Origin of the sequence: Methylocella sp. CPCC 101449, assembly GCF_031921685.1 — a bacterium.
Classification (GTDB): domain Bacteria; phylum Pseudomonadota; class Alphaproteobacteria; order Rhizobiales; family Beijerinckiaceae; genus Terripilifer.
In genome coordinates this window covers 1,427,175-1,448,307 of record NZ_JAPDHU010000001.1, presented here as the reverse complement: position 1 = coordinate 1,448,307, position 21,133 = coordinate 1,427,175, and the positions used below count along the sequence as shown (strand labels likewise).

General features: G+C 61.3%; 19 protein-coding genes. 9 read left to right on the top strand and 10 right to left on the bottom strand.

Annotated elements, in window-relative coordinates; genetic code table 11:
• The first annotated feature begins 4 nt into the window (after positions 1-4).
• Positions 5-2,098: an aminodeoxychorismate synthase component I gene (gene pabB, locus OIM99_RS06660; RefSeq protein WP_311849545.1), complete on the top strand. Its 2,094-nt coding sequence runs from the start codon at positions 5-7 to the stop codon at positions 2,096-2,098.
• Positions 2,064-2,867 carry an aminotransferase class IV gene (locus tag OIM99_RS06655; protein ID WP_311849544.1) on the top strand — a complete coding sequence of 268 codons (804 nt, stop codon included), beginning with the start codon at positions 2,064-2,066 and terminating at the stop codon, positions 2,865-2,867. Before pabB ends, OIM99_RS06655 begins: the two co-directional genes overlap by 35 nt.
• Here OIM99_RS06655 and OIM99_RS06650 read toward each other — a convergent pair.
• Positions 2,864-3,568, bottom strand: coding sequence for a YggS family pyridoxal phosphate-dependent enzyme (locus OIM99_RS06650; protein ID WP_311849543.1), 705 nt, complete (start codon positions 3,566-3,568; stop codon positions 2,864-2,866). The genes OIM99_RS06655 and OIM99_RS06650 overlap by 4 nt on opposite strands.
• A gap of 122 nt (positions 3,569-3,690) precedes the next feature.
• Here OIM99_RS06650 and leuS point away from each other — a divergent pair, with 122 nt between their 5' ends.
• Genes leuS through holA form a run of 3 tightly spaced genes read left to right on the top strand, consistent with a single transcriptional unit; the run spans position 3,691 to position 7,900 of the window.
• Positions 3,691-6,321 carry a leucine--tRNA ligase gene (leuS, locus tag OIM99_RS06645; protein WP_311849542.1) on the top strand — a complete coding sequence of 877 codons (2,631 nt, stop codon included), beginning with the start codon at positions 3,691-3,693 and terminating at the stop codon, positions 6,319-6,321.
• Positions 6,322-6,355: 34 nt separating this feature from the next.
• Complete coding sequence (gene lptE / locus OIM99_RS06640; RefSeq protein ID WP_311849541.1) at positions 6,356-6,853, top strand: LPS assembly lipoprotein LptE; 498 nt, start codon at positions 6,356-6,358, stop codon at positions 6,851-6,853.
• Between the two features lie 9 nt (positions 6,854-6,862).
• Positions 6,863-7,900 carry a DNA polymerase III subunit delta gene (gene holA, locus OIM99_RS06635; RefSeq protein WP_311849540.1) on the top strand — a complete coding sequence of 346 codons (1,038 nt, stop codon included), beginning with the start codon at positions 6,863-6,865 and terminating at the stop codon, positions 7,898-7,900.
• Between the two features lie 273 nt (positions 7,901-8,173).
• On the opposite strand, the gene OIM99_RS06630 is transcribed toward holA, so the two are convergent.
• The 8 genes from OIM99_RS06630 to hemE all read right to left on the bottom strand — a co-directional run bounded on the left by OIM99_RS06630 (position 8,174) and on the right by hemE (position 17,091).
• Positions 8,174-9,082, bottom strand: a complete 909-nt coding sequence (locus OIM99_RS06630; protein ID WP_311849539.1) for a ParB/RepB/Spo0J family partition protein — start codon at positions 9,080-9,082, stop codon at positions 8,174-8,176.
• 22 nt (positions 9,083-9,104) lie between these two features.
• On the bottom strand, positions 9,105-9,920 hold the full coding sequence (locus OIM99_RS06625; protein ID WP_311849538.1) for a ParA family protein: 816 nt from the start codon (positions 9,918-9,920) through the stop codon (positions 9,105-9,107).
• A 54-nt stretch (positions 9,921-9,974) separates the two neighbouring features.
• On the bottom strand, positions 9,975-10,619 hold the full coding sequence (gene rsmG / locus OIM99_RS06620; RefSeq protein WP_311849537.1) for a 16S rRNA (guanine(527)-N(7))-methyltransferase RsmG: 645 nt from the start codon (positions 10,617-10,619) through the stop codon (positions 9,975-9,977).
• Between the two features lies 1 nt (position 10,620).
• Positions 10,621-12,513: a tRNA uridine-5-carboxymethylaminomethyl(34) synthesis enzyme MnmG gene (gene mnmG, locus OIM99_RS06615; RefSeq protein WP_311849536.1), complete on the bottom strand. Its 1,893-nt coding sequence runs from the start codon at positions 12,511-12,513 to the stop codon at positions 10,621-10,623.
• 92 nt (positions 12,514-12,605) lie between these two features.
• Entirely contained in the window at positions 12,606-13,922 is a 1,317-nt protein-coding gene (gene mnmE, locus OIM99_RS06610; protein ID WP_311849535.1) for a tRNA uridine-5-carboxymethylaminomethyl(34) synthesis GTPase MnmE, read from the bottom strand.
• A gap of 232 nt (positions 13,923-14,154) precedes the next feature.
• Entirely contained in the window at positions 14,155-15,423 is a 1,269-nt protein-coding gene (rho, locus tag OIM99_RS06605; protein ID WP_311849534.1) for a transcription termination factor Rho, read from the bottom strand.
• A 199-nt stretch (positions 15,424-15,622) separates the two neighbouring features.
• Positions 15,623-16,051 carry a protoporphyrinogen oxidase HemJ gene (hemJ, locus tag OIM99_RS06600; protein WP_311849533.1) on the bottom strand — a complete coding sequence of 143 codons (429 nt, stop codon included), beginning with the start codon at positions 16,049-16,051 and terminating at the stop codon, positions 15,623-15,625.
• A complete protein-coding gene (hemE, locus tag OIM99_RS06595) occupies positions 16,051-17,091 on the bottom strand; it encodes a uroporphyrinogen decarboxylase (protein ID WP_409371477.1) in 1,041 nt (346 codons plus the stop codon). Before hemE ends, hemJ begins: the two co-directional genes overlap by 1 nt.
• Positions 17,092-17,530: 439 nt before the next feature.
• Here hemE and OIM99_RS06590 point away from each other — a divergent pair, with 439 nt between their 5' ends.
• From OIM99_RS06590 to dnaQ, 4 genes are read left to right on the top strand one after another with little or no spacing between them, the layout of a single operon-like run.
• Complete coding sequence (locus tag OIM99_RS06590) at positions 17,531-18,364, top strand: pyruvate, water dikinase regulatory protein (protein ID WP_311849531.1); 834 nt, start codon at positions 17,531-17,533, stop codon at positions 18,362-18,364.
• Positions 18,365-18,371: 7 nt separating this feature from the next.
• Entirely contained in the window at positions 18,372-19,010 is a 639-nt protein-coding gene (locus OIM99_RS06585; protein ID WP_311849530.1) for a Maf family protein, read from the top strand.
• 11 nt (positions 19,011-19,021) lie between these two features.
• The gene (coaE, locus tag OIM99_RS06580) at positions 19,022-19,606 is read left to right on the top strand and encodes a dephospho-CoA kinase (RefSeq protein WP_311849529.1); all 585 of its coding nucleotides are present in this window, start codon (positions 19,022-19,024) and stop codon (positions 19,604-19,606) included.
• A gap of 28 nt (positions 19,607-19,634) precedes the next feature.
• Complete coding sequence (gene dnaQ, locus OIM99_RS06575) at positions 19,635-20,327, top strand: DNA polymerase III subunit epsilon (RefSeq protein WP_311849528.1); 693 nt, start codon at positions 19,635-19,637, stop codon at positions 20,325-20,327.
• A 204-nt stretch (positions 20,328-20,531) separates the two neighbouring features.
• Here dnaQ and secB read toward each other — a convergent pair whose 3' ends face one another.
• The gene (secB, locus tag OIM99_RS06570) at positions 20,532-21,023 is read right to left on the bottom strand and encodes a protein-export chaperone SecB (RefSeq protein WP_311849527.1); all 492 of its coding nucleotides are present in this window, start codon (positions 21,021-21,023) and stop codon (positions 20,532-20,534) included.
• Positions 21,024-21,133: the final 110 nt, after the last annotated feature.

Genomic DNA, 21,133 nt, shown 5'->3' with positions numbered 1-21,133 from the left:
CCTCATGCGCACCCTGATCATCGACAATTACGACTCCTTCACCCACAACCTCGTGCATCTGGTCGCCGTGGTGAACCAGGAGATGCCGCTCGTTTTGCGCAATGATGCCTGCGACTGGGCGAGCTTGCGCGCGATGGCGTTCGACAATGTCATCATCTCGCCCGGCCCCGGCCATCCCGGCCGCCCTGGCGATTTCGGCGTTTGCGCTGACGTTCTCAGCCACTGCGAAAAGCCGATCCTCGGCGTCTGCCTCGGCCATCAGGGCATCGCCACGATGGCGGGCGGCGCGGTAATCCCAGCACCGCGCCCCGTCCATGGCAAGGCAACGCCCGTGCGCCACACCGGCACCGGCCTGCTGCAAGGCCTGCCGTCGCCTTTCCTGGCCGCGCGCTATCACTCGCTCACCGTGCAGCGCCCGCTGCCTGGCGATCTCATCGAGATCGCGTGGAGCGACGATGATCTGGTGATGGCGCTGATGCATCGCGCGCGCCCGCTCTGGGGCGTGCAGTTCCATCCGGAATCGATCATCTGCGAAGGCGGTGACCGGCTGCTGCGCAATTTCCGCGATCTGTCGCAGGCGGCCGCGCCGCGCAGCCTGCATCCTGTCTCGCACTTCGTGCCGGAAAAGGCGAAAGCGAAGCAGCAGGTGTCATTGGCCTGGGCCGAGATCATCGATCCGCCATCGCCCGAGACCGCCTATACCAATGCCTTTGCGGCGAAAGAGTGCGCTTTCTGGTTGGACAGCGCGGCGGAACAGAGCCAAGCACGCTGGTCTTACTTCGGCGAGGCCAGCGCGCTCGATCTTTACAAGGCGAAGAGCGAAGACAAAGAAACCCCTGGTATTCTTGATCTTCTCGCGCATCGGCTTCCAGCCGAAATCGACAATTCCCCGCCTTGTCCGTTCGTCGGCGGCTGGATCGGCTGGTTCGGCTACGAATTGGCACGCGACTTCGGCGGCGCCACGCACGGCATCAGCACCATGCCCGATGCGCTTTTACAGCATGTCGATCGCTTCCTGGCTTTCGATCACGAAACCGGCAAGATGTATGCGGTCTGTACGGTGGAGCAGGGGCAGGAGGCGCAGACGTGGCTGAGCGAGATCGAAACGGCGATCCGCCAACAAGCGGTGCCGCAATCCGCACCACACGCGCAAGATCGCATCATGAGCTTTCGGCTCGACCGCGATCGCGACACGTATCTACGCGACGTCGAGCAATGCCTCGATTGGATCCATGCCGGTGAGTCCTATCAAATCTGCCTGACCAACACGATCCGGACCGAACTCGACATCGAATCCTTCGATCTCTATCGCGTGTTGAGGCGCATCAATCCCGCGCCCTTCGCCGCTTATATCAAATGGCCAGGCGGTGCCGTTCTCAGCGCTTCGCCCGAACGCTTCCTGCATGTCGACAAAAACGGACATGTCGAGGCCAAACCGATCAAGGGCACGGTCAAGCGCGATGCCGATCCGATCGGCGATCGAAAGCTCGCAACGGAGCTCGCGCACAGCGACAAGGACCGTGCCGAGAACGTCATGATCGTTGATCTGTTGCGCAACGATCTGTCGCGCGTCTGCCGGCCGGGCACCGTCACCGTGCCAAAACTCTGCGATATCGAATCCTATGCGACGGTGCATCAATTGGTCAGCACCGTTCATGGCCAGCTCGAACCGAACAAAACCATCGTCGATCTCTTGCGCGCCGCTTTCCCTGGTGGATCGATGACCGGCGCACCGAAGACGCGCACGCTCGCCTTGATCGACCAGCTCGAAGGCCGGGCGCGCGGTGTCTATTCCGGCGCGCTCGGTTGGATTGGCTATGATGGCGCCGCCGATCTCAGCATTGTCATTCGCACCATCGTCCAGGCGGGACGCGAACTTTCCATCGGTGTCGGCGGCGGTGTCGTCGCGCAATCGACGCCGCAGCGGGAATTCGACGAAATGTTGCTGAAAGCCAAGGCCTCGATTCAGGCCATCGTCACGGCGGCCACAGGATCATTCGATGAAAACGCCTTCATTATCGAGGGCGCCGAGGAAGACCACCAGACCAACGAAGTCGACAACGATGACTTACTACTGGCTCAACGGACATCTAGTTGACGACAGACAAGCCCGCATCGCACCGAGCGATCGTGGCTTCCTGCTGGCGGACGGCCTGTTCGAGACTTTTCGCGCCCGCAACGGCAAAGTGCTGTGGCTGACGTCGCATCTTGAGCGGCTGCGCGCCGGCGCACAGCAGCTCGATATTCCTATCCCCTTTTCCGATGCCGCGATCGGCAACGGTCTCGACGGCCTCATCCAAAAAGCTGGCCTATCGGACGCCGCTTTGCGGCTCACCCTCACCCGCGGCCCGTCGAACAAGCGCGGTCTCTGGCCGAGCGAAGACGCGGCGCATCCCACTTTGCTTGCCAGCATCGCGCCTTATGTCGCTGCGTCACCGGCGCAACTCATCGTCAGCCAGACGACGCGTCGCAACGAACACTCGCCGCTCTCGCGCCTCAAAGTTCTCGCCTATGGCGACGCGCTGATCGCCAAGCGTGAAGCGCTGGCGCGCGGCGCCACCGATGCGGTGCTGCTCAACACGCAAGGCGATGTCGCCTGCTGCACCGTCGGCAATCTCTTCATCCGCGACGGCAACGGCTGGGCGACGCCGCGCCTGGAAGACGGCGTGCTGAACGGCCTCACACGCGCCCGCATCCTCCAAATGCTCGATGCCCGCGAGCGCCGCATCGCCGCCGCCGAACTCGGCACGATCCACGAGGCCGTGATCACCAACAGCCTCGGCCTCGCCCCCGTCACTCATATCGAGGGCCGGGCGTTGGACATGTCGGAGATCGGCGCAAGACTCGCGGCGCTTTACGTCGATTAAGCCTGCCGCGCCCCGAAGATCGCCGTGCCGACCCGCACTTCGGTCGAGCCCAATTGCACCGCCTGGCCAAAATCGGCGCTCATGCCCATCGAGAGCTGGCTGAGCCCGTTGCGCTTGGCGATCTCGCTCAGCAAAGCGAAATGCGGCGACGCCTGATCGTCGGCCGGCGGAATGCACATCAGCCCGACCACATCCAGGCCATGCACCTGCCGGCAGCGGGCGATGAAGGCATCGGCCTCGGCCGGCAGAAGGCCAGCCTTTTGCGGCTCGGCGCCGGTATTGACCTCGACGAACAGTTTCGGCCGCTTGCCGAGCTTGGCGCTCTCAGTGGCGATCGCCTCCGCCAGATGCTCGCGGTCGAGGGTTTCGATGACATCGAACAGTTTCAGGGCGTCGCGTACCTTATTGGTCTGCAGCGGGCCGATCAGGTGCAAATCCACGTCAGGATAGCGGGCGCGCAGCTCCGGCCACTTGGTTTTGGCCTCCTGCACCCGATTTTCGCCAAACAGGCGATGACCCGCCGCCAAAAGCGGCTCGATTCGCTCGACACCTTGGGTTTTGGAGGCACACAGCAGCGTTACCCCGGCCGGGTCGCGCGGCACGTGGCGCGCCGCCCGGTCGATATCCTCCCGCACCGTGCGGAACCGTGCCAGAATATCGGCGGCGTCTTTGCCGGAATCACTTATTTTCGTCAGCGTCATCGCTGCTCCTTAACTGCGCCACAACTTGCTGGCCACAAGTTGCAAGCCCTTGTGTTGGACCGTAAAAGAACGCCAACTTCGGCGCGTATGTGCGCCCTCCGTCAGCAGATTGCGATCCTTGAATGTTTTCCGACCGATATAACCCACGTGAGACAGAGCCGAAATGGCAGCGGTTCTGGGAGGAGTCCGGCACCTTCAAAACGCGCAACGACGGGCCGCAGCCGAAGTATTATGTCCTTGAAATGTTTCCCTATCCGTCCGGGCGCATCCATATGGGCCACGTCCGGAACTATGCCATGGGCGACGTCGTGGCCCGCTACAAGCGCGCGACCGGCTTCAACGTGCTGCATCCGATGGGCTGGGACGCCTTCGGCATGCCCGCTGAAAACGCCGCCATGCAGAACAACACCCACCCGGCGACCTGGACCTACCAGAACATCGCCACCATGCGTGGGCAGCTCAAGTCCATGGGCCTGTCGCTCGACTGGTCGCGCGAAATCGCCACCTGCGACCCGAGCTACTACCGCCACCAGCAGAAAATGTTCCTGGATTTCCTGGCCAATGGCCTGGTCGATCGCAAAAAGTCCAAAGTGAACTGGGATCCGGTCGACATGACCGTGCTCGCCAACGAGCAGGTCATCGACGGGCGCGGCTGGCGCTCGGGCGCGCTGGTCGAACAGCGCGAACTGACCCAGTGGTTCCTGAAGATTTCCGACTATTCGCAGGAATTGCTCGACGCCCTGCAAACCCTCGACCGCTGGCCGGAAAAGGTCCGGCTGATGCAGCAGAACTGGATCGGCCGGTCGGAAGGCCTGCTGGTGCGCTTCGACATCGCTCCTTCGTCCAAAACCGATGCGCGCGAGATCGAGGTCTACACCACGCGGCCCGACACCTTGTTCGGCGCCAAGTTCATGGCGATCTCCGCCGATCATCCGCTCGCCAAGTCGCTGGCCGTCGGCAATCCGGGCTTGCAGGCCTTCATCGACGAATGCCATCGCATGGGCACGTCGGTGGCCACGCTCGAGACCGCGGAGAAGAAGGGCTACGACACCGGCGTGCGGGTCACCCATCCGTTCGACCCGAACTGGACCTTGCCGGTCTATGTCGCCAATTTTGTGCTGCTTGATTACGGCACCGGCGCCATCTTCGGCTGCCCGGCCCACGACCAGCGCGACTTGGATTTCGCCAACGCCTATGGCCTGGGCAACACGCCGGTGGTCTGCCCGCCCGATGTCGATCCCGCGACCTTCGTCATCACCGACACCGCCTATGACGGTGACGGCCGCATGATCAATTCGCGCTTCCTCGACGGCATGACCATCGCGGATGCCAAGAACGAAGTGGCGCGCCGCCTGGAGAACGAGACACTGGACGGTCGCCCGCGCGCCGCCCGCCAGGTGAACTTCAAGCTGCGCGACTGGGGCATTTCGCGCCAGCGCTATTGGGGCTGTCCGATCCCGATCATCCATTGCGAGGATTGCGGCAGCGTGCCGGTGCCCGAAGACGATCTGCCGGTGAAACTGCCCGAGGATGTCACCTTCGACCGTCCCGGCAATCCGCTGGAGCGCCATCCGACATGGAAACATGTCGCTTGTCCGCAGTGTGGCAAGCCGGCGACGCGCGAAACCGACACGATGGACACCTTCGTCGATTCGTCCTGGTATTTCGCCCGTTTCACCGATCCGTGGCGGGAAGATGCGCCGACGACCCGCCGCGTGGCTGATGAATGGCTGCCGGTGAACCAGTATATCGGCGGCATCGAACACGCGATCCTGCATCTGCTCTATTCGCGCTTCTTCACTCGCGCCATGAGCAAGACCGGGCATCTGGGCATCGCCGAACCGTTCGAGGGACTGTTCACCCAGGGCATGGTGGTGCACGAAACCTATCGTTCGCCCAACGGCGACTGGCTGCAGCCCTCAGAGATCGACATGCGCACCGAGAATGGCGTGCGCAAGGCGTTCTCGCTCGCCACCGGCAGCGAGATCAGCATCGGCTCGGTCGAGAAGATGTCGAAATCGAAGCGCAACACCGTCGACCCCGACGACATCATCGGCACTTATGGCGCCGACACGGCGCGCTGGTTCATGCTGTCGGATTCGCCGCCCGATCGCGACGTCATCTGGTCGGAAGAAGGCGTGCAGGGCGCGGCCCGTTACGTGCAGCAGTTATGGCGCCTGATCGGCCAGCTCGCCGAGATCGCGGCGCCCGCCGGAACACCGATTGAAAATATCAGCGAAGCGGCGGCGCTCGACATTCGCCGCCTGACCCATCGCCATTGCGCGCGCATCGCCGATCATATCGAGCGCCTGCGCTTCAACACCGCCATCGCGGAAATCCGCAAGCTGTCGAACGCATTGAGCAAGATTCTCGGCGACGTGCAGTCGCCCGAACAGATGACGCCGCAGTTCCGCCTCGCCTGTCGCGAAGCGGCCGATGCGCTGGTGCTGATGTTCGCGCCGATGATGCCGCATCTGGCGGAGGAATGCTGGGAACGGCTCGGCCATTCCGGCGCCGCCGCCTATGCGCCCTGGCCCAAAGTCGACCCGGCTCTGGCCCGCGAAGACACGATTTCCATTCCCGTTCAAGTGAACGGCAAGAAGCGCGGCGAGCTTGTCATCGAGCGCGATGCTGATGCAAAGTTGCTGGAAGCCGAAGCGTTGAAACTCGATGACGTGCAAAAGCTCCTGAATGGTCAGGCCGCCAAGAAAGTCATCGTCGTACCCAACAGGATCGTCAATGTGGTCGTTTAACCGACAAGACCTGCGTGCAAGGCGGGTTCGATCTGTGGCGGCGCTGGCTTTGGCCGGCACGCTGGCTCTGTCGCTCGGCGGTTGCTTCCAGCCGATGTATGGCGGCCTCGCCGGCGAACAGCTCCGGGACGATCTGGCGGCCATCAAGGTGGAACCCGTGCCCGATCGCCTCGGCCACTATCTCGGCAACGAGTTGATCTTCGCGCTCAACGGCACGGGATCGACGGTGATTCCGAAATATCGCCTCGTCATCACCGCGCGCGAGCGGGTGAGTTCGCCGCTGGTCGATACCGTCACTGCCCGTGCCACCGCCGGCACGGTTCTGGTCGATGCCGAATACAAACTCTATTCCGTCACCGACGATCAGAAGCCGGTTCTCGAAGGCGTCGCCGTGGCGGCGCAGAGCTACGATCGTACCAGCCAGCGTTTCGCCAACCAGCGCGCCGCGCGCGATGCCGAAATCCGCAACGCCAAAGTGATCGCCGACCAGATTCGCACGCGCCTCGCGGCGGGCCTGGCCCGCAAAGCCTGATCCGCCGCCATGGTCGCGATTCGCAGCGGCGAAGCGGATCGCCTTCTCGCTTCGCGGCAAGATCACATCCGCTTCTATCTGTTCTTCGGCACGGACACGGGCCTGATCAGCGAGCGCGCCCGCAAGGCGTTGCGCCTGTCGGTCGATGACCCCAAGGACCCGTTCCAGGTGGTCGAAATGACCAGCGAGGAACTGGCCGGCGATCCGCAAAAGCTGCTCGACGAAGCCAATACGGTGGGCCTGTTCGGCGGCAAGCGCGCCGTCTTCGTCACCGCCGGCTCGGCCAATCTCATGCCGGCCTTCGAACCGCTGTTCGATGTGCCGCCGGTCGATTCGACCGTCATCGTCGAAGCCGGCGCGCTGCGCGGCGATTCCGCCTTGCGCAAGCTGTTCACCCAGCATCGCCAGGCCGTCGCCATCGAATGCAATCCGGACCGCGAGGAAGACCTCATTCGGCTGATCGACACGGAAGTGGCGCAGGCGCAGATGACGATCAATCCCGATGCCAGGGAATTGCTGGTCTCGTTGCTCGGCGCCGACCGCCTCACCACGCGCAGCGAGATCGACAAGCTCTTGCTTTATGCGCATCAGAAAGGCGTGGTCGATCTCGATGCGGTGCTTGAGAGCTGCGCCGACGCCTCGGCCCTGGTGATCGATGAAGCGATCGACGGCGCCTTCGCCGGCAATCACGCGGCGGTCAGCGAAACCCTTGAGCGGGTCTTCGCCGCCGGCAATGATCCAGGCGGTTTTCTCATCCAGGCGCTGCGCCATGCCGTCATCGCCCATCGCGCCCGACTCGAAATCGACAGCGGCACACCGGCGGATCGCGCGGTGGAAACGGCGACGCGCATCATGCCGGTGCCCTTTCCGCGCCGCGCGCCCCTCGCCGTCCATGCGCGGCAGTGGAGCGCGCCGAAACTCGCCCGCGCGGTGACGACCCTGGGCGACGCCATCAAGCGCTCACGCCTGGAAGCCCATCTGGCGCCGGAGATCGCCACGCGCGCGCTCTGGTCAATCGCGCTCGCGGGACGCAATCCCGGACGGTGATATTTAAGCCGAAACTTCGGTGTCATCCCGGACGCGCTGCAAGCGCGATCCGGGAACCAGGGCAAGCAGTAGAGCCTTGTTACAGTTTAATGGAATCGTTGAACGCCGTGCCGTCATTGCGAGGAGCGCAGCGACGAAGCAATCCATTGATGCCCGACAGAGCGTCAACAAGTACCTGTGGCGCAGGCATATCTGGCACGATCCTACGCCTTAACACGCTGCGCGTGTCCGGGATGACACCAAGGTTTCGGCTTTGGCCCGAGTCTAGCGCCTTCAGCGCGAACCCGACAGATGCAGGCCCTGCCGCAGCCGCTCGATGATCGCATCGAGCTGATCGAAGGAGGTGTAACGCAACACCACCTGGCCATTGTCGGGATTGTTGGCGTCGATCGTCACCTTGAGGCCGGTCGCTTCGCTCAGCTCGCGTTCGATCTGGCGCGTATCGGCATCCTTTTCGGCCTTCGGCTTGCGCGGGGCTGCGGCGGCCTTGGGCGCCGATTGCTCCTGCACCATCTTTTCGAGATCGCGCACGGTGAGGCCTTGCGCGACGGCACGTTGCGCCACCGCATCCGTATCGGGCAGCGACAGCAACGCGCGCGCATGGCCGGCGGTCAACTGACCAATCAGCACGAGCTGCTTTGTCAGTTCGGGCAGGTTCAGCAGACGGAGCGTATTGGCGATGTGACTGCGGCTCTTACCAATGATCTGCGCCACATCCTGCTGCGTATAGGAATAGTCCTGCATCAATTGTTCGTAGCCAGCCGCCTCTTCCATCGGATTGAGATCGGCACGCTGCACGTTTTCGATGATCGCCAGTTCGCGCACCATCCGGTCGTCCGCATCGACCACATGCACGGGCACTTCATGCAGGCCCGCACGTTGCGCCGCGCGCCAGCGCCGCTCGCCGGCAATGATCTCATAGACGTTGGACGTGTCGGACGGATTGGTCGATTTGCGCACGACGATCGGCTGAATGATGCCGCGCTTTTGGATCGATGAAGCGAGCTCCTGTAGCGCCTCTTCATCGAACATCTTGCGCGGATTATGCGCATTCGGCCGCAGCAGATCGACCGACACTTGCCGCGTCGGCACGGCCGGCGTTTTGACTTCCGGATCGGGCGCCGAATCGCCCAAGAGCGCCGCCAGACCCCGTCCCAATCGCTGGCGCGATTCTTCTGCCATCACATCAACCTCTTCTTATTCATCAAGCCGCGCGCAGCCGTCGTTCACGCTGAATCACTTCCGAGGCCAGTTTGAGATAGGCCTGACTGCCGGCACACTTCAGATCGTAGAGCAGCACCGGCTTGCCATGCGACGGCGCTTCGGAAATGCGCACGTTGCGCGGAATGATCGTGTCGTAGACTTTGTCGCCCATGAACTTGCGCACGTCGGCGACGACCTGAGTGGCCAGATTGTTGCGCGGATCGAACATGGTCAGCACGACGCCGTGAATGGCGAGTTCCGGATTGAGCGCCCGTTTCACCTGATCGATGGTCGACAGCAGTTGCGACAGACCCTCGAGCGCGAAGAATTCGCACTGCAACGGCACCAGCACGCTGTCGGACGCCACCAGCGCATTGACCGTCAACAGATTGAGCGACGGCGGACAATCGAACAGGACATAAGTGAAAGGATCGTCGGTGCCCTCGGTCGCCAAGGCGAAATCACGGATGGCGTTTTTCATGCGGTGGGCGCGATCCTTGTCGGCGGCGATCTCCAATTCGACGCCGAGCAGGTCGAGAGTGGAGGGCGCGACAAAAAGTCGCGGCACGCTGGTGGGACGGGATACTTCGAGAAGCCCCTTCTCGCCCACCATCACGTCATAGGTTGAGACTTTGCGCGATTGACGGTCGATGCCCAACCCGGTCGAGGCATTGCCCTGCGGGTCGAGATCGATGATTAGAACTTTCTCGCCGATGGCCGCCAGAGCGGTGCCGAGGTTGATGGCGGTCGTAGTTTTGCCGACGCCACCCTTCTGATTGGCGAGAACGATGACTCTCAGGTTAGCTGGCGTACCCATGATGATGTCTCTTGCCTCGCCGCAGGCCCGATTGGGCTGCCTGAATGGCTCGCATTACTGATCCAGACCCGCTTTATGCACAGCCACCAGCCGGCCCTGCGGATCCACCTGGCTCTCGATCAGACTCACCTTCAGACTACTAGATATTGTAGCTTCGGTCAACTCTGACTCTACATCTTGTCCTTTTAGGAACAGGCACTTAGCGCCGTCCTCGATAAATGGCGCCGCCAGATCGAGCAGTTTCCACAGGGGCGCCAGGGCCCGAGCCGTCACCATATCAACCCGTCCCACGTCTGCGTAGCAGTCTTCAATGCGAAGGTTGTGGACGACGGCCGGCGCCTGCGTTTCCCGCGCTACGTCGCGCAGAAAGGCGCATTTGCGATGATCGCTCTCGACCAGATGCACCCGAGTATCCGTGCCGGCCAGACAGATGGCGATGACCAACCCCGGAAAACCACCGCCAGAACCAAGATCGACCCAGGTTTTCGGATATCCCCCCGCTGTCCGCGCATGGGCCAAAATCTGTTGGGAATCAGCGAAATGCCGGGACCAGATCTGGTCGAGGGTCGACGGCGCAACCAGATTCTTCACCCTCTGCCATCTGCGAAGCCGGTTTTCATAAAGCTCTAGCTTGGCCCATGTTTCACGTGAAACATTCAGCCACCGCGCCGCCCGCTCTCGATCCGTCGTCTGGTCCACGTCAGCCCGCCTGCCGCTGGCTCTTGTCGGACAAATTCTTCTCGCGCGGATTTTTGCGTGAATGCGCGATCAGCAGAGCAATGGCTGCCGGCGTCATGCCCTCGATCCGTCCCGCATGGCCGATGGTCGCCGGAGCGACTTGTGACAGACGCAAACGCAATTCCTGTGACAGACCGGAGATGGAAGCGAAATCGAGATCTGCGGGGATCACGAGGCTTTCCTCGCGCTGACTGTCACGAACCTCGGCACGCTGCCGGTCGAGATAGACGTGATACTTCGCCTCGCAGCCGACCAGCTCCAAGATCTTCGGATCGAGCGTGTCGAGCTCCGGCCAGATGGCCGCCAAGGTCGGCGCTTCGATCTCATGATGCGACAGCAGTTCGAAACCATTCCGGCGCACGCCGTCCTGATTGATCATCAGGCCATGGCGGCGCGCCTCGGTTGGCGACAGGCTCTTGGCTTCCAGCATCTGCCGGGCTCCAGCCAGCTTCTTCATCTTGTCTTGATGATAGGCGGTTCGTTTCGGCCCAACGACACCCAGGGTCATACCGCGCTCGGTCAATCGCTGATCGGCATTATCGGCCCGCAGCGACAGTCGGAACTCGGCGCGCGAGGTAAACATCCGGTACGGCTCGGTAATGCCCCGGGTGATCAGGTCATCGATCATCACGCCGATGTAAGCCTCGGTACGACTCAAGGTGATGGACTCGGAACCCGCTGATTTGGCAGCGGCGTTCATACCCGCCAGTATCCCTTGGGCAGCCGCTTCCTCATAGCCGGTCGTACCGTTGATCTGACCGGCCAGGAACAGGCCCTCCACCTTCTTCGTTTCCAAAGTCGGGCGGAGTTCAGTCGGATCGACATGGTCATACTCGATCGCATAGCCCGGCCGGATGATCGCGACCTGTTCGAGACCCGGGATGGTACGCAGAAAGGCCGCCTGAACGTCGGCGGGCAGGGAGGTCGAAATGCCGTTCGGATAGACCGTCGGATCGTCGAGCCCTTCCGGCTCCAGGAAGATCTGGTGACTGTCGCGGTCGGCGAAGCGGGTCACCTTATCTTCAATGGAGGGGCAATAGCGCGGACCACGCCCGGAGATCGAGCCGTTGAAGATCGGTGCGACATGCATGTTGTCGCGAATGATCTGGTGGGTCGCGTCCACCGTGCGGGTGATGAAACAGTCCACCTGCGGCGTGGTAATCTTGTCGGTCAGCTCCGAAAACGGTTCCGGTACCGAATCGCCCGGCTGACGCTCCAGACTGGCCCAATCGATGGTCCGCCCGTCCAATCGGGCAGGGGTGCCGGTCTTCAACCGGCCAAGACGCAGACCAAACTGCTCGAACGAGGCGGAAAGCCGGGTGGACGGTGCCTCGCCGACCCGGCCGGCCGGTACGCGCTGGTCACCAATATGGATCAGACCCCTCAGGAAAGTGCCGGTGGTCACCACCACCGAACCGCATCCGAATCGACGTTCGCCCGAGACCACCACCTCGGTGATCCGGCCATTCGCCTGGCAGATTTCTTCGACATCCCCCTCGACGACAGTCAAATTGGCCTGATCGGCAATCGCCGCCTGCATGGCCATCCGATAGAGTTTGCGATCAGCCTGAGCGCGCGGACCCCGCACGGCCGGGCCTCGCGAACGATTGAGCACGCGGAACTGAATGCCGGCGGCATCGGCCACCCGGCCCATCAGACCGTCGAGCGCATCCACTTCGCGCACCAGATGGCCTTTGCCGAGACCACCGATGGCCGGATTACAGGACATTTCACCGATCGTTTGGGCCGAATGGGTGACCAGAGCCGTCCGGGCGCCCATGCGGGCAGCTGCAGCCGCGGCCTCGCAGCCAGCATGTCCGCCACCGATGACGATCACATCATAGAACTGGGTCATCAAACCGTTTCCGAATCGACCCGGAATGTTTCACGTGAAACACTCTGGATCTGACGCTCGGCCTCTGATCCGTCGATCCGGCCGTTAACCAATTATTTACCGAAACAGAACCGGGCAAAAATAGAATCAAGGAGGTCCTCGACTCCGATCCGGCCCGATACACGTCCAAGGGAGACAGCAACGGCCCGAAGCTCTTCCGCCAGGACCTCCGGCTGCCCCGCAACCCGAACCAACGCCCGGTCAATACCGACGACAGCATCCGAGAGCGCCGCGAACTGCCGCTCCGAAGTAACCACGGCCGTTTCCGCGAAATTCTCTACAGCAAACAGTCTTTCCCGAACAAGAGCCAAGAGCGCATCGATGCCTTCACCCGTTCGTGTCGAGATAGCGATATCGAGCGGATCAGCCGTGCGCCCAGTCAGATCGGATTTGGTTCTGATCCGAATCGATTGTCCTTCGTCACGTTCCCGCACCAAAGACACATCGGTCTCGGCGCGATCGCTGAGCCACAGCACGAGATCGGCATGTTCCGCGCGCGTGCGCGCCCGCTCAATACCGATCTGCTCCACCATATCGGCGGCTTCATGAATGCCGGCGGAATCGATCAGCACCACTGGCAGGCCATCGAGATCGATGGTCACTTCCAGGAGATCGCGTGTCGTGCCGGGAACGTCGGAAACGATAGCCGCCTCACGTCCGGCAATATGATTGAGCAGGCTCGACTTGCCAGCGTTCGGCGGTCCACTGAGCAGAACCGTAAAACCTTCGCGGACGATTTCGGCGCGACGATAGCTGGCCAGCGCCTGCATGAGGCGCGCGCGCATATTCTGCAGAAGGGTGGTGAGCTCAGCCGGTTGGAAGGCAGGCGCTTCGCCTTCGTCGGCAAAATCGATACTGGCTTCGACCAGAGCCATGATCTCGATCAGGCTTTCACGCAGCCGATCCACCTGCCGCGCCAACGCACCATCGGTCTGATTGATCGCTTGCCGGCGTTGCAATTCGGTCTGCGCATCGATGAGATCAGCGAGACCTTCGACAGCGACGAGATCCATCTTGCCATTGGTGAAGGCGCGCTTGGTGAATTCGCCAGGCTCAGCCGAACGGCAGAACGGATGCGCGCCGAGCACGCGCAGCACCGCGGCAATGCTGGCGCGTCCGCCATGGATTTGCAGCTCGAGACTGTCTTCGCCGGTGAAACTGCGCGGACCAGGAAACCACAGCACCAGACCGCGATCGAGAATGTCTTGGGTCTGGGGATCGCGCAGCGCGGCGAGATGGGCGTGGCGCGGGGCAGGGAGTGTGCCGATCAGGCTGCGGCACAGCGGACCGGCTTGCGATCCCGAGATGCGGATCACCGCAACCGCCGATCGACCCATCCCGCTCGAAACAGCAAAGATCGTATCGGCCATGGTGCGTCTGTCCTCTATCGCGTTTCAATCGAACGCGAATGCCTCAGGCTTTGAGGCTGAAGCAGTGGCTCTGGATTGCTTCGTCGCTGCGCTCCTCGCAATGACGAACGCCCGTCATTGCGAGCGAAGCGAAGCAATCCAGAGCCACAGGCTCATACTTCACCAAAGAAAACGCCGGCCCATTCGTCACGAATCCGAATCGACCGGCGCACATTTCTTACCGATGAATCTCTTAGGTGTTCATCGAATCGAAGAACGTCGCATTGCCCTTCGGCGTTTCACGCAGCTTGCCGAGCAGGAACTCGATCGCGTCGATCGTACCCATCGGATTGAGAATACGCCGCAGCACGTACATCTTCTTGAGGATGTCCGGCGGCACCAGCAGTTCTTCCTTACGAGTGCCGGAGCGGGTGATGTCGATCGCCGGGAAGACGCGCTTGTCCGCCACCTTGCGGTCGAGGATGATTTCGCTGTTACCCGTGCCCTTGAACTCTTCGAAGATGACTTCGTCCATGCGCGAGCCGGTGTCGATCAGCGCCGTGGCGATGATGGTCAGCGAACCGCCTTCTTCGATGTTACGCGCCGCGCCGAAGAAGCGCTTCGGCCGCTGCAACGCATTGGCGTCGACACCGCCGGTGAGCACTTTGCCCGACGACGGCACCACGGTGTTGTAGGCGCGGCCGAGGCGAGTGATCGAGTCGAGCAGAATGACCACGTCGCGACCATGTTCGACCAGGCGCTTGGCCTTTTCGATCACCATTTCGGCGACCTGCACGTGGCGCACCGCCGGTTCGTCAAAGGTCGAGGACACGACCTCGCCCTTCACCGAACGCTGCATGTCCGTGACTTCTTCCGGACGCTCGTCGATCAGCAGAACGATCAGATAGCATTCGGGATGATTGGCGGTCACCGATTGGGCGATGTTCTGCAACAGCACCGTCTTACCGGTCCGCGGCGGCGCGACGATCAAAGCGCGCTGGCCCTTACCGATCGGCGAGACGATATCGATGACGCGGGAGGAAAAATCCTTGCGGGTCGGATCTTCGATTTCAAGCTTCAACCGCGCATCAGGATAGAGCGGCGTCAGGTTGTCGAAGTGAACCTTGTGGCGGGCCTTCTCCGGGTTCTCGAAATTGATCGAGTTAACCTTGAGCAGCGCGAAATAGCGTTCGCCTTCCTTCGGGCTGCGGATGAGACCTTCGACCGTATCGCCGGTGCGTAAGCCGAAGCGGCGGATCTGCGAGGGCGAGACGTAAATGTCGTCGGGGCCGGCGAGATAATTCGCATCGGCTGAGCGCAGGAAGCCGAAACCGTCCTGCAAAACCTCGACGACGCCTTCGCCGACGATTTCGATTTCCTTGCTCGCCAATTGTTTGAGAATGGCGAACATCAATTCTTGCTTGCGCATGATCGAGGCGTTTTCAACCTCGTGCTCCTCAGCGAACGCAAGCAGTTCGGTGGGGGACTTTTTCTTTAAATCTTGGAGTTTGATCTCGGGCATTGAGTGGTGCCGTAGCTAATAGACAGAAATGACACACCGGGCGGTCAGATCGCTAAATGAGGCAGATATGACGATTCGGCGATGGCCGGCAGCGAACCTGAAAAGACAGAAAGGCCGGATTTGGGGAGGGACTTTTCGGATAATGCGATTCCGCCCCGACTTCAAGTGAAACCTTCGTTGTGGCTTCGGAATCACGAATTTAGAAAGGCTTGGCAATAACCATGATCACAATGACGATCATCAGCAGGGTCGGGACTTCATTGATGATCCGGTAAAACCGCGACGTATGCGGCCGCTGCCCCTGCTCGAGCAGTTTGCGCTCCCGGCTCAAAAATCCATGCATGCCGGACAGAACAAGCACGCAAAGAAACTTCACCGCGAACCATATGTCGTGATACCAACCGCCGGTTACTGCCAAGGTGACGCCAGTGATCCAGGCGAGGATCATTGCCGGCGTCATGATGCCGTTGAGCAGGCGCCGCTCCATCACGCAAAAGACTTTGCTGGTCTCGGATTCTGCTTTTTGATCAGCGTGATAGACGAACAGACGCGGCAGATAGAGTATTGCCGCCATCCATGAAATAATCGCCAGGACGTGGACGATTTTGACCACAGTATAGAAAGTCATCATCTGCCACCTGATCTGACTTTACTGATCAAACGCTCGACATTTGCGATCGGCGTCGGCGGCAGAATACCGTGTCCCAAGTTGAAGATATGGGGATATGAGGCGAAATCTTCAAGAATGCTGTCGATCGCCCGGTCAAGAGCGGCACCGCCGGCCAAAATCGCCAGCGGATCGAGATTGCCTTGAAGGGGCTTGCCGCCAGCGACCTGACGCGCCCACCGACGATCCGCCGTCGTGTCGAGGCTCAGACCGTCGAGCGCGGCAATCTGGGTGAAAGGCAGGAGCTGCTCGCCGACAGCACGCGGAAAACCGATGATCTTGGTTTGCGGATGGCGCGCCTTCACCGCCTCGGCGATGCGCTGGATCGGCCGCACCGACCAGACCTCGAGTTCCCCAGCGGGCAGGCTGCCGGCCCAGGAATCGAAAATCTGCACGGCATCGGCGCCGGCTTCGATCTGCGCTGACAGATGCACCACGGCGGCATCGACGAGCTTGTCGATGAGCTGGCTGAAGGCTTCCGGGTGACGATAGGCGAAGAGCCGCGCCGGCGCCTGATCCGGCGTGCCACGTCCGGCGATCATATAGGTCGCCAAGGTCCAAGGCGCCCCGCAGAAGCCGATCAGCGCCACGTCCGGGGCCAAGCTCGCCCGCACACCCGCAATGGCCCTGTAGACCGGTGCCAGATGATCGAGGTCGAGTGTGCTGGCCAGGCCCTTCAATTGGTCGGGAGTCTCGATGGCTGCAAGACGAGGCCCTTCACCGACTTCAAATCTGACGTCCTGCCCCAGGGCATCGGGGATGACGAGAATGTCGCTGAAGATGATGGCGGCGTCGAAACCGAAGCGGCGGATCGGCTGCAAGGTCGCTTCGATCGCCAATTCCGAATTGTAGCAGAATTCCAGGAACGACTTCGTCTGGGCGCGAATGGCCAGATATTCGGGAAGATAACGTCCAGCTTGGCGCATCAACCAGATGGGCGGTGGACCGGAGGTCCTTCCGTCGAGAACCGAGAGAAGCTTGGGAGTCATTCCCGGCTTCATTTCAGACCTAACCTCACCAGACAGTTTCGTCACTCGGTCGCTCTTTAAGAAAATATATAGATTTGAAGAGTCTGTTTATTAGATTCCTAGCCAGGGGATAAGACTCATAAATTCTTAACCATGTTTCTTCCCCGCTCCCTTCCACAGTCATCAGGCTGTTGTGAGGGGGCGCGCGCACGCCTGTGCGGAGCAATGTTTCCGTTAGGATTTCATTAAGATACGTTAAGGCCCTGCTGTGGATGGGGCCCATGTTTAATTTGCGTTAACGACTCCGACTGCGGCACTTGGTCTTTTATCCCCAGCCTGGGCGACCCGGTGGAATCCGCCGGCTTATCCCCGCAGCCTTGCCGATAAGTCCGAAGCAACCAATTCTCGGTTAGTTGTCCACACCAACACACAGCGGCCCCAACCGCCGTCCGTCATTTTTCAGCGAGGCCTCGTGAACCGCAATTACTTCCATTTGCATCTCGTGTCGGACGCGACCGGTGAAACACTTATCGCGGTCAGTCGTGCGGTCACCGCGCAGTTTCAGGGGATCTCGGCGATCGAGCACGTCTATCCTTTGATCCGCAATCGCGCGCAGCTTGATCGCGCCATGTCGGAATTATCGGTCTCGCCGGGCATCGTGCTCTACACCTTGGTCGATGAGGAATTGTCGACCGAACTCGAACGCGTCTGCGCCGAGACAGGCAGTCCTGCGCTGAATGTGCTGCAACCGGTGCTGAACCTGTTTCAATCTTATCTCGGCACCGCCTCGACCTCGCGGCCGGGCGCACAACACATGCTCAATGCCGAATATTTCAAACGCATCGACGCGTTGAATTTCACGATGATGCATGACGACGGACAATTGCCGGAAAATCTCGAGGATGCCGATGTCATCCTGCTCGGTGTCAGCCGTACGTCAAAAACGCCGACGAGCATCTATCTCGCCAATCGTGGCATCAAGACCGCCAATATTCCGCTCGTTCCCAATGTGCCGCCGCCCTATGCGCTGACGCAGGCGCGCAATCCTCTGATCGTTGGTCTGCTCGCCTCGCCCGAACGCATCGTACAGATCCGCCAGAACCGTTTGCTGACGTTGAATGCCGATCAGGAAACGCCCTATGTCGATCGCATGGCCGTGGCCGAAGAGATCAACAACAGCCGGCGGCTGTTTCAACAGAACGGCTGGCCGACCATCGACGTCACCCGCCGCTCGATCGAGGAAACCGCTGCGGCGATCATCGATCTCTATCGCGAGCATCGGCTGAAGTTCATTGCCGAGTCATAACAAGGCGATGGCTACGGATATCCACACGATGTTCTCGCTCTGGCAGGCGCAACAGCCGCTGGTGCTGGCGTCCGGCAGCGCCTCGCGCGCCAAGATTCTGCGCGAGGCACGATTGCCTTTTGAAACCCTGAGCCCTGAGGTCGACGAGCGCGTGCTGGAAGGCGCCGTCGCCGGCGGTGCCGACCGTCCCTCGCGCATCGCCGCCACCTTGGCACGCGAGAAAGCACGGGAGGTGTCGCATCGCCTGCCCGGCCGTCTGGTGCTTGGTGGCGATCAATTGCTCGCCCTGGGTCACGACATCATTCATAAGGCGAGTGATCTGGCCGCCGCTCACGTGACCCTGCGGCGCCTCTCCGGCCACACCCATCACCTGCACTGCGCCGCCTGTTTCGTTGTTGATGGCGACGTCGTGTTCGAAACTGTGTCGACGGCTCGCATGACCATGCATGCGCTGTCCGATGATTTCATCGCCCGCTATCTCGACACCGTCGGTGAAGATGTTCTCGGTTCCGTCGGCTGCTATCACATCGAAGGCGCCGGCGTGCATCTGTTCGACCGCATCGCCGGCGATCATTGGACCATTCGCGGTCTGCCACTTCTGCCCTTGCTCGCCTTCCTCAGGGAAAGCGGCTATTTGTGCCGCTGAAGGGACACCGGATGATCGTCATCGGACTGACCGGCTCGATCGGCATGGGAAAATCGGCGACGGCGCAGATGTTCCGCGACCGTGGCGTTCCCGTGCATGATTCCGACAGCGCGGTGCACGAACTCTATCGCACCACCGCCGTGCCGGTGATCGACGCGGCCTTTCCCGGCACGGTTGTCGATGGCGTGGTCGACCGGCAGAAGCTCGCCGCCGCCGTGCTCAACAAGCCCGAGGCGATGAAACAGCTCGAAAGCCTGATTCATCCCCTGGTCGGCGCCCATCGTGATGCCTTCATGGTCCGTGCCCGCGCCCAGCATGCCCCGGTCGTGGTCCTCGACATTCCGCTGCTGTTTGAAACCGGCGCCGATCGCGGTGTCGATGTCATTGTCGTCGTCAGCGCCAGTGCGCAGGTGCAGAAGGAGCGGGTTCTCGCCCGCCCCGGCATGACGCCGGAAAAATTCAGTGCAATTCTGGCCCGGCAGACTCCCGACGCCACCAAGCGCGCCAAAGCGCATTATATTGTCGACACCGGCCATGGATTCGCTCATGCGGGGCGGCAGGTGGATGGCCTGCTCGCCGCCCTCGCCGGGCGGTAGGCAGAACGAACGGCAGAAGAGGATTTGGGTGTCGCAGCGCGAAATCGTTCTCGATACGGAAACCACGGGTCTTGATCCCACGACAGGCGACCGCCTGGTCGAAATCGGCTGTGTCGAGCTGATCAATCTCATTCCCAGCGGTCAGACGTTCCACGTCTATCTCGACCCGGAACGCGACATGCCGGAAGAGGCCTTTCGCGTTCACGGCCTGTCGGCGGACTTCCTCAAGGGCAAGCCGAAATTCGTCGAAGTCGCCGATCAGTTCCTGACCTTCGTCGGCAACGATCCGCTGGTCATTCACAACGCCGAATTCGACATCAAATTTCTCAATGCCGAATTGGGCCGCGTCGAGCGTCCGCTGCTCAAGATGGACCGGGTGGTCAACACACTGTCCCTGGCGCGGCGTAAACATCCCGGCGCTTCGAATTCTCTCGACGCTTTGTGCGCGCGCTATCGCATCGACAATTCACGCCGCACCAAGCACGGCGCTTTGCTCGACTCGGAAATTCTCGCCGAGGTCTATGCGGAACTGCTGGGCGGCCGTCAGTCGCATCTGGTGCTGGCCGAAGCGCAGTCCATCATTGTCGATCAGACGACCGGCGATTTCATGCGCAAACGCGAAACCGCTCTGGCGCTGACCGTCACGGAAGAAGATCTCGCCGCCCATGCCAAACTGCTCGAAAAGCTTGGCGAAAAGGCGATCTGGCAGCGCTATCTTTGATTTCGGCGACTATCTCGCCGCGTCACACCGAAGCCTTTGTGTCATCCCGGACGCCGCAGGCGATCCGGGAACCAGGGGCGAGCGGTAGAGCCCTCAATGCAGCGGTGAAGCGGCTTTCGCAACCATCCAAGATTCGTCACGCGCCCCTGGCTCCCGGATCACGCTTCGCGTGTCCGGGATGACACATAGGTGCGCGAGGTTGCTTCACGCCGTCGCGGCGCCAGCCTGGAGCTGTTCCATGCGCTGGCGATAGAGCGCGACGAAATCGATCGGATCGAGCAGCAGCGGCGGGAAGCCACCGTTGCGCACCGCGTCGGCGACGATCTGCCGGGCAAACGGGAACAGCAGGCGCGGGCATTCGATCCACACCACCGGATGGATTTCGTTTTGCGGAATGTTCTGCAGTTTGAACACGCCGCCATAGGTCAGTTCGAATTTGAACAGGACGTCGTTGCCTTCGCCGGCCGAGCCTTCGAGCATCAGATTGACGTCGAAATCGGTGTCGTTGAGCTGGTTGGCGTTGACGTTGACCTGGATGGAAATGTTCGGCGGCTCGTTCTGCGGCGCCAGCGAACGCGGGGCGTTCGGGTTCTCGAACGACAAATCCTTCGTATATTGGACCAGCACGTTGAGCTGCGGCAAAGCGCCGCCGCCGTTTGCTCCGTTCGCCGCGCCGTTCGACCCATTCTCCGCCATTGCTCAACCCTTGTCCGGTCTTGGAGGCAGCCGACGGGCGGCCTCAATTCATCGCGCTGCCGCCTAGCATGATTGCCGGGCCGGGACAAATGCGATCGGGCGGGCAAATA

Bases quoted from the DNA above. Each gene is read 5' to 3' on its own strand.
- pabB (WP_311849545.1), top strand. From the start codon at position 5: ATGCGCACCCTGATCATCGACAATTACGACTCCTTCACCCACAACCTC.
- OIM99_RS06655 (WP_311849544.1), top strand. From the start codon at position 2,064: ATGACTTACTACTGGCTCAACGGACATCTAGTTGACGACAGACAAGCC.
- OIM99_RS06650 (WP_311849543.1), bottom strand. From the start codon at position 3,568: ATGACGCTGACGAAAATAAGTGATTCCGGCAAAGACGCCGCCGATATT.
- leuS (WP_311849542.1), top strand. From the start codon at position 3,691: ATGTTTTCCGACCGATATAACCCACGTGAGACAGAGCCGAAATGGCAG.
- holA (WP_311849540.1), top strand. From the start codon at position 6,863: ATGGTCGCGATTCGCAGCGGCGAAGCGGATCGCCTTCTCGCTTCGCGG.
- OIM99_RS06630 (WP_311849539.1), bottom strand. From the start codon at position 9,082: ATGGCAGAAGAATCGCGCCAGCGATTGGGACGGGGTCTGGCGGCGCTC.
- OIM99_RS06625 (WP_311849538.1), bottom strand. From the start codon at position 9,920: ATGGGTACGCCAGCTAACCTGAGAGTCATCGTTCTCGCCAATCAGAAG.
- mnmG (WP_311849536.1), bottom strand. From the start codon at position 12,513: ATGACCCAGTTCTATGATGTGATCGTCATCGGTGGCGGACATGCTGGC.
- mnmE (WP_311849535.1), bottom strand. From the start codon at position 13,922: ATGGCCGATACGATCTTTGCTGTTTCGAGCGGGATGGGTCGATCGGCG.
- rho (WP_311849534.1), bottom strand. From the start codon at position 15,423: ATGCCCGAGATCAAACTCCAAGATTTAAAGAAAAAGTCCCCCACCGAA.
- hemJ (WP_311849533.1), bottom strand. From the start codon at position 16,051: ATGACTTTCTATACTGTGGTCAAAATCGTCCACGTCCTGGCGATTATT.
- hemE (WP_409371477.1), bottom strand. From the start codon at position 17,091: ATGAAGCCGGGAATGACTCCCAAGCTTCTCTCGGTTCTCGACGGAAGG.
- OIM99_RS06585 (WP_311849530.1), top strand. From the start codon at position 18,372: ATGGCTACGGATATCCACACGATGTTCTCGCTCTGGCAGGCGCAACAG.
- coaE (WP_311849529.1), top strand. From the start codon at position 19,022: ATGATCGTCATCGGACTGACCGGCTCGATCGGCATGGGAAAATCGGCG.
- secB (WP_311849527.1), bottom strand. From the start codon at position 21,023: ATGGCGGAGAATGGGTCGAACGGCGCGGCGAACGGAGCAAACGGCGGC.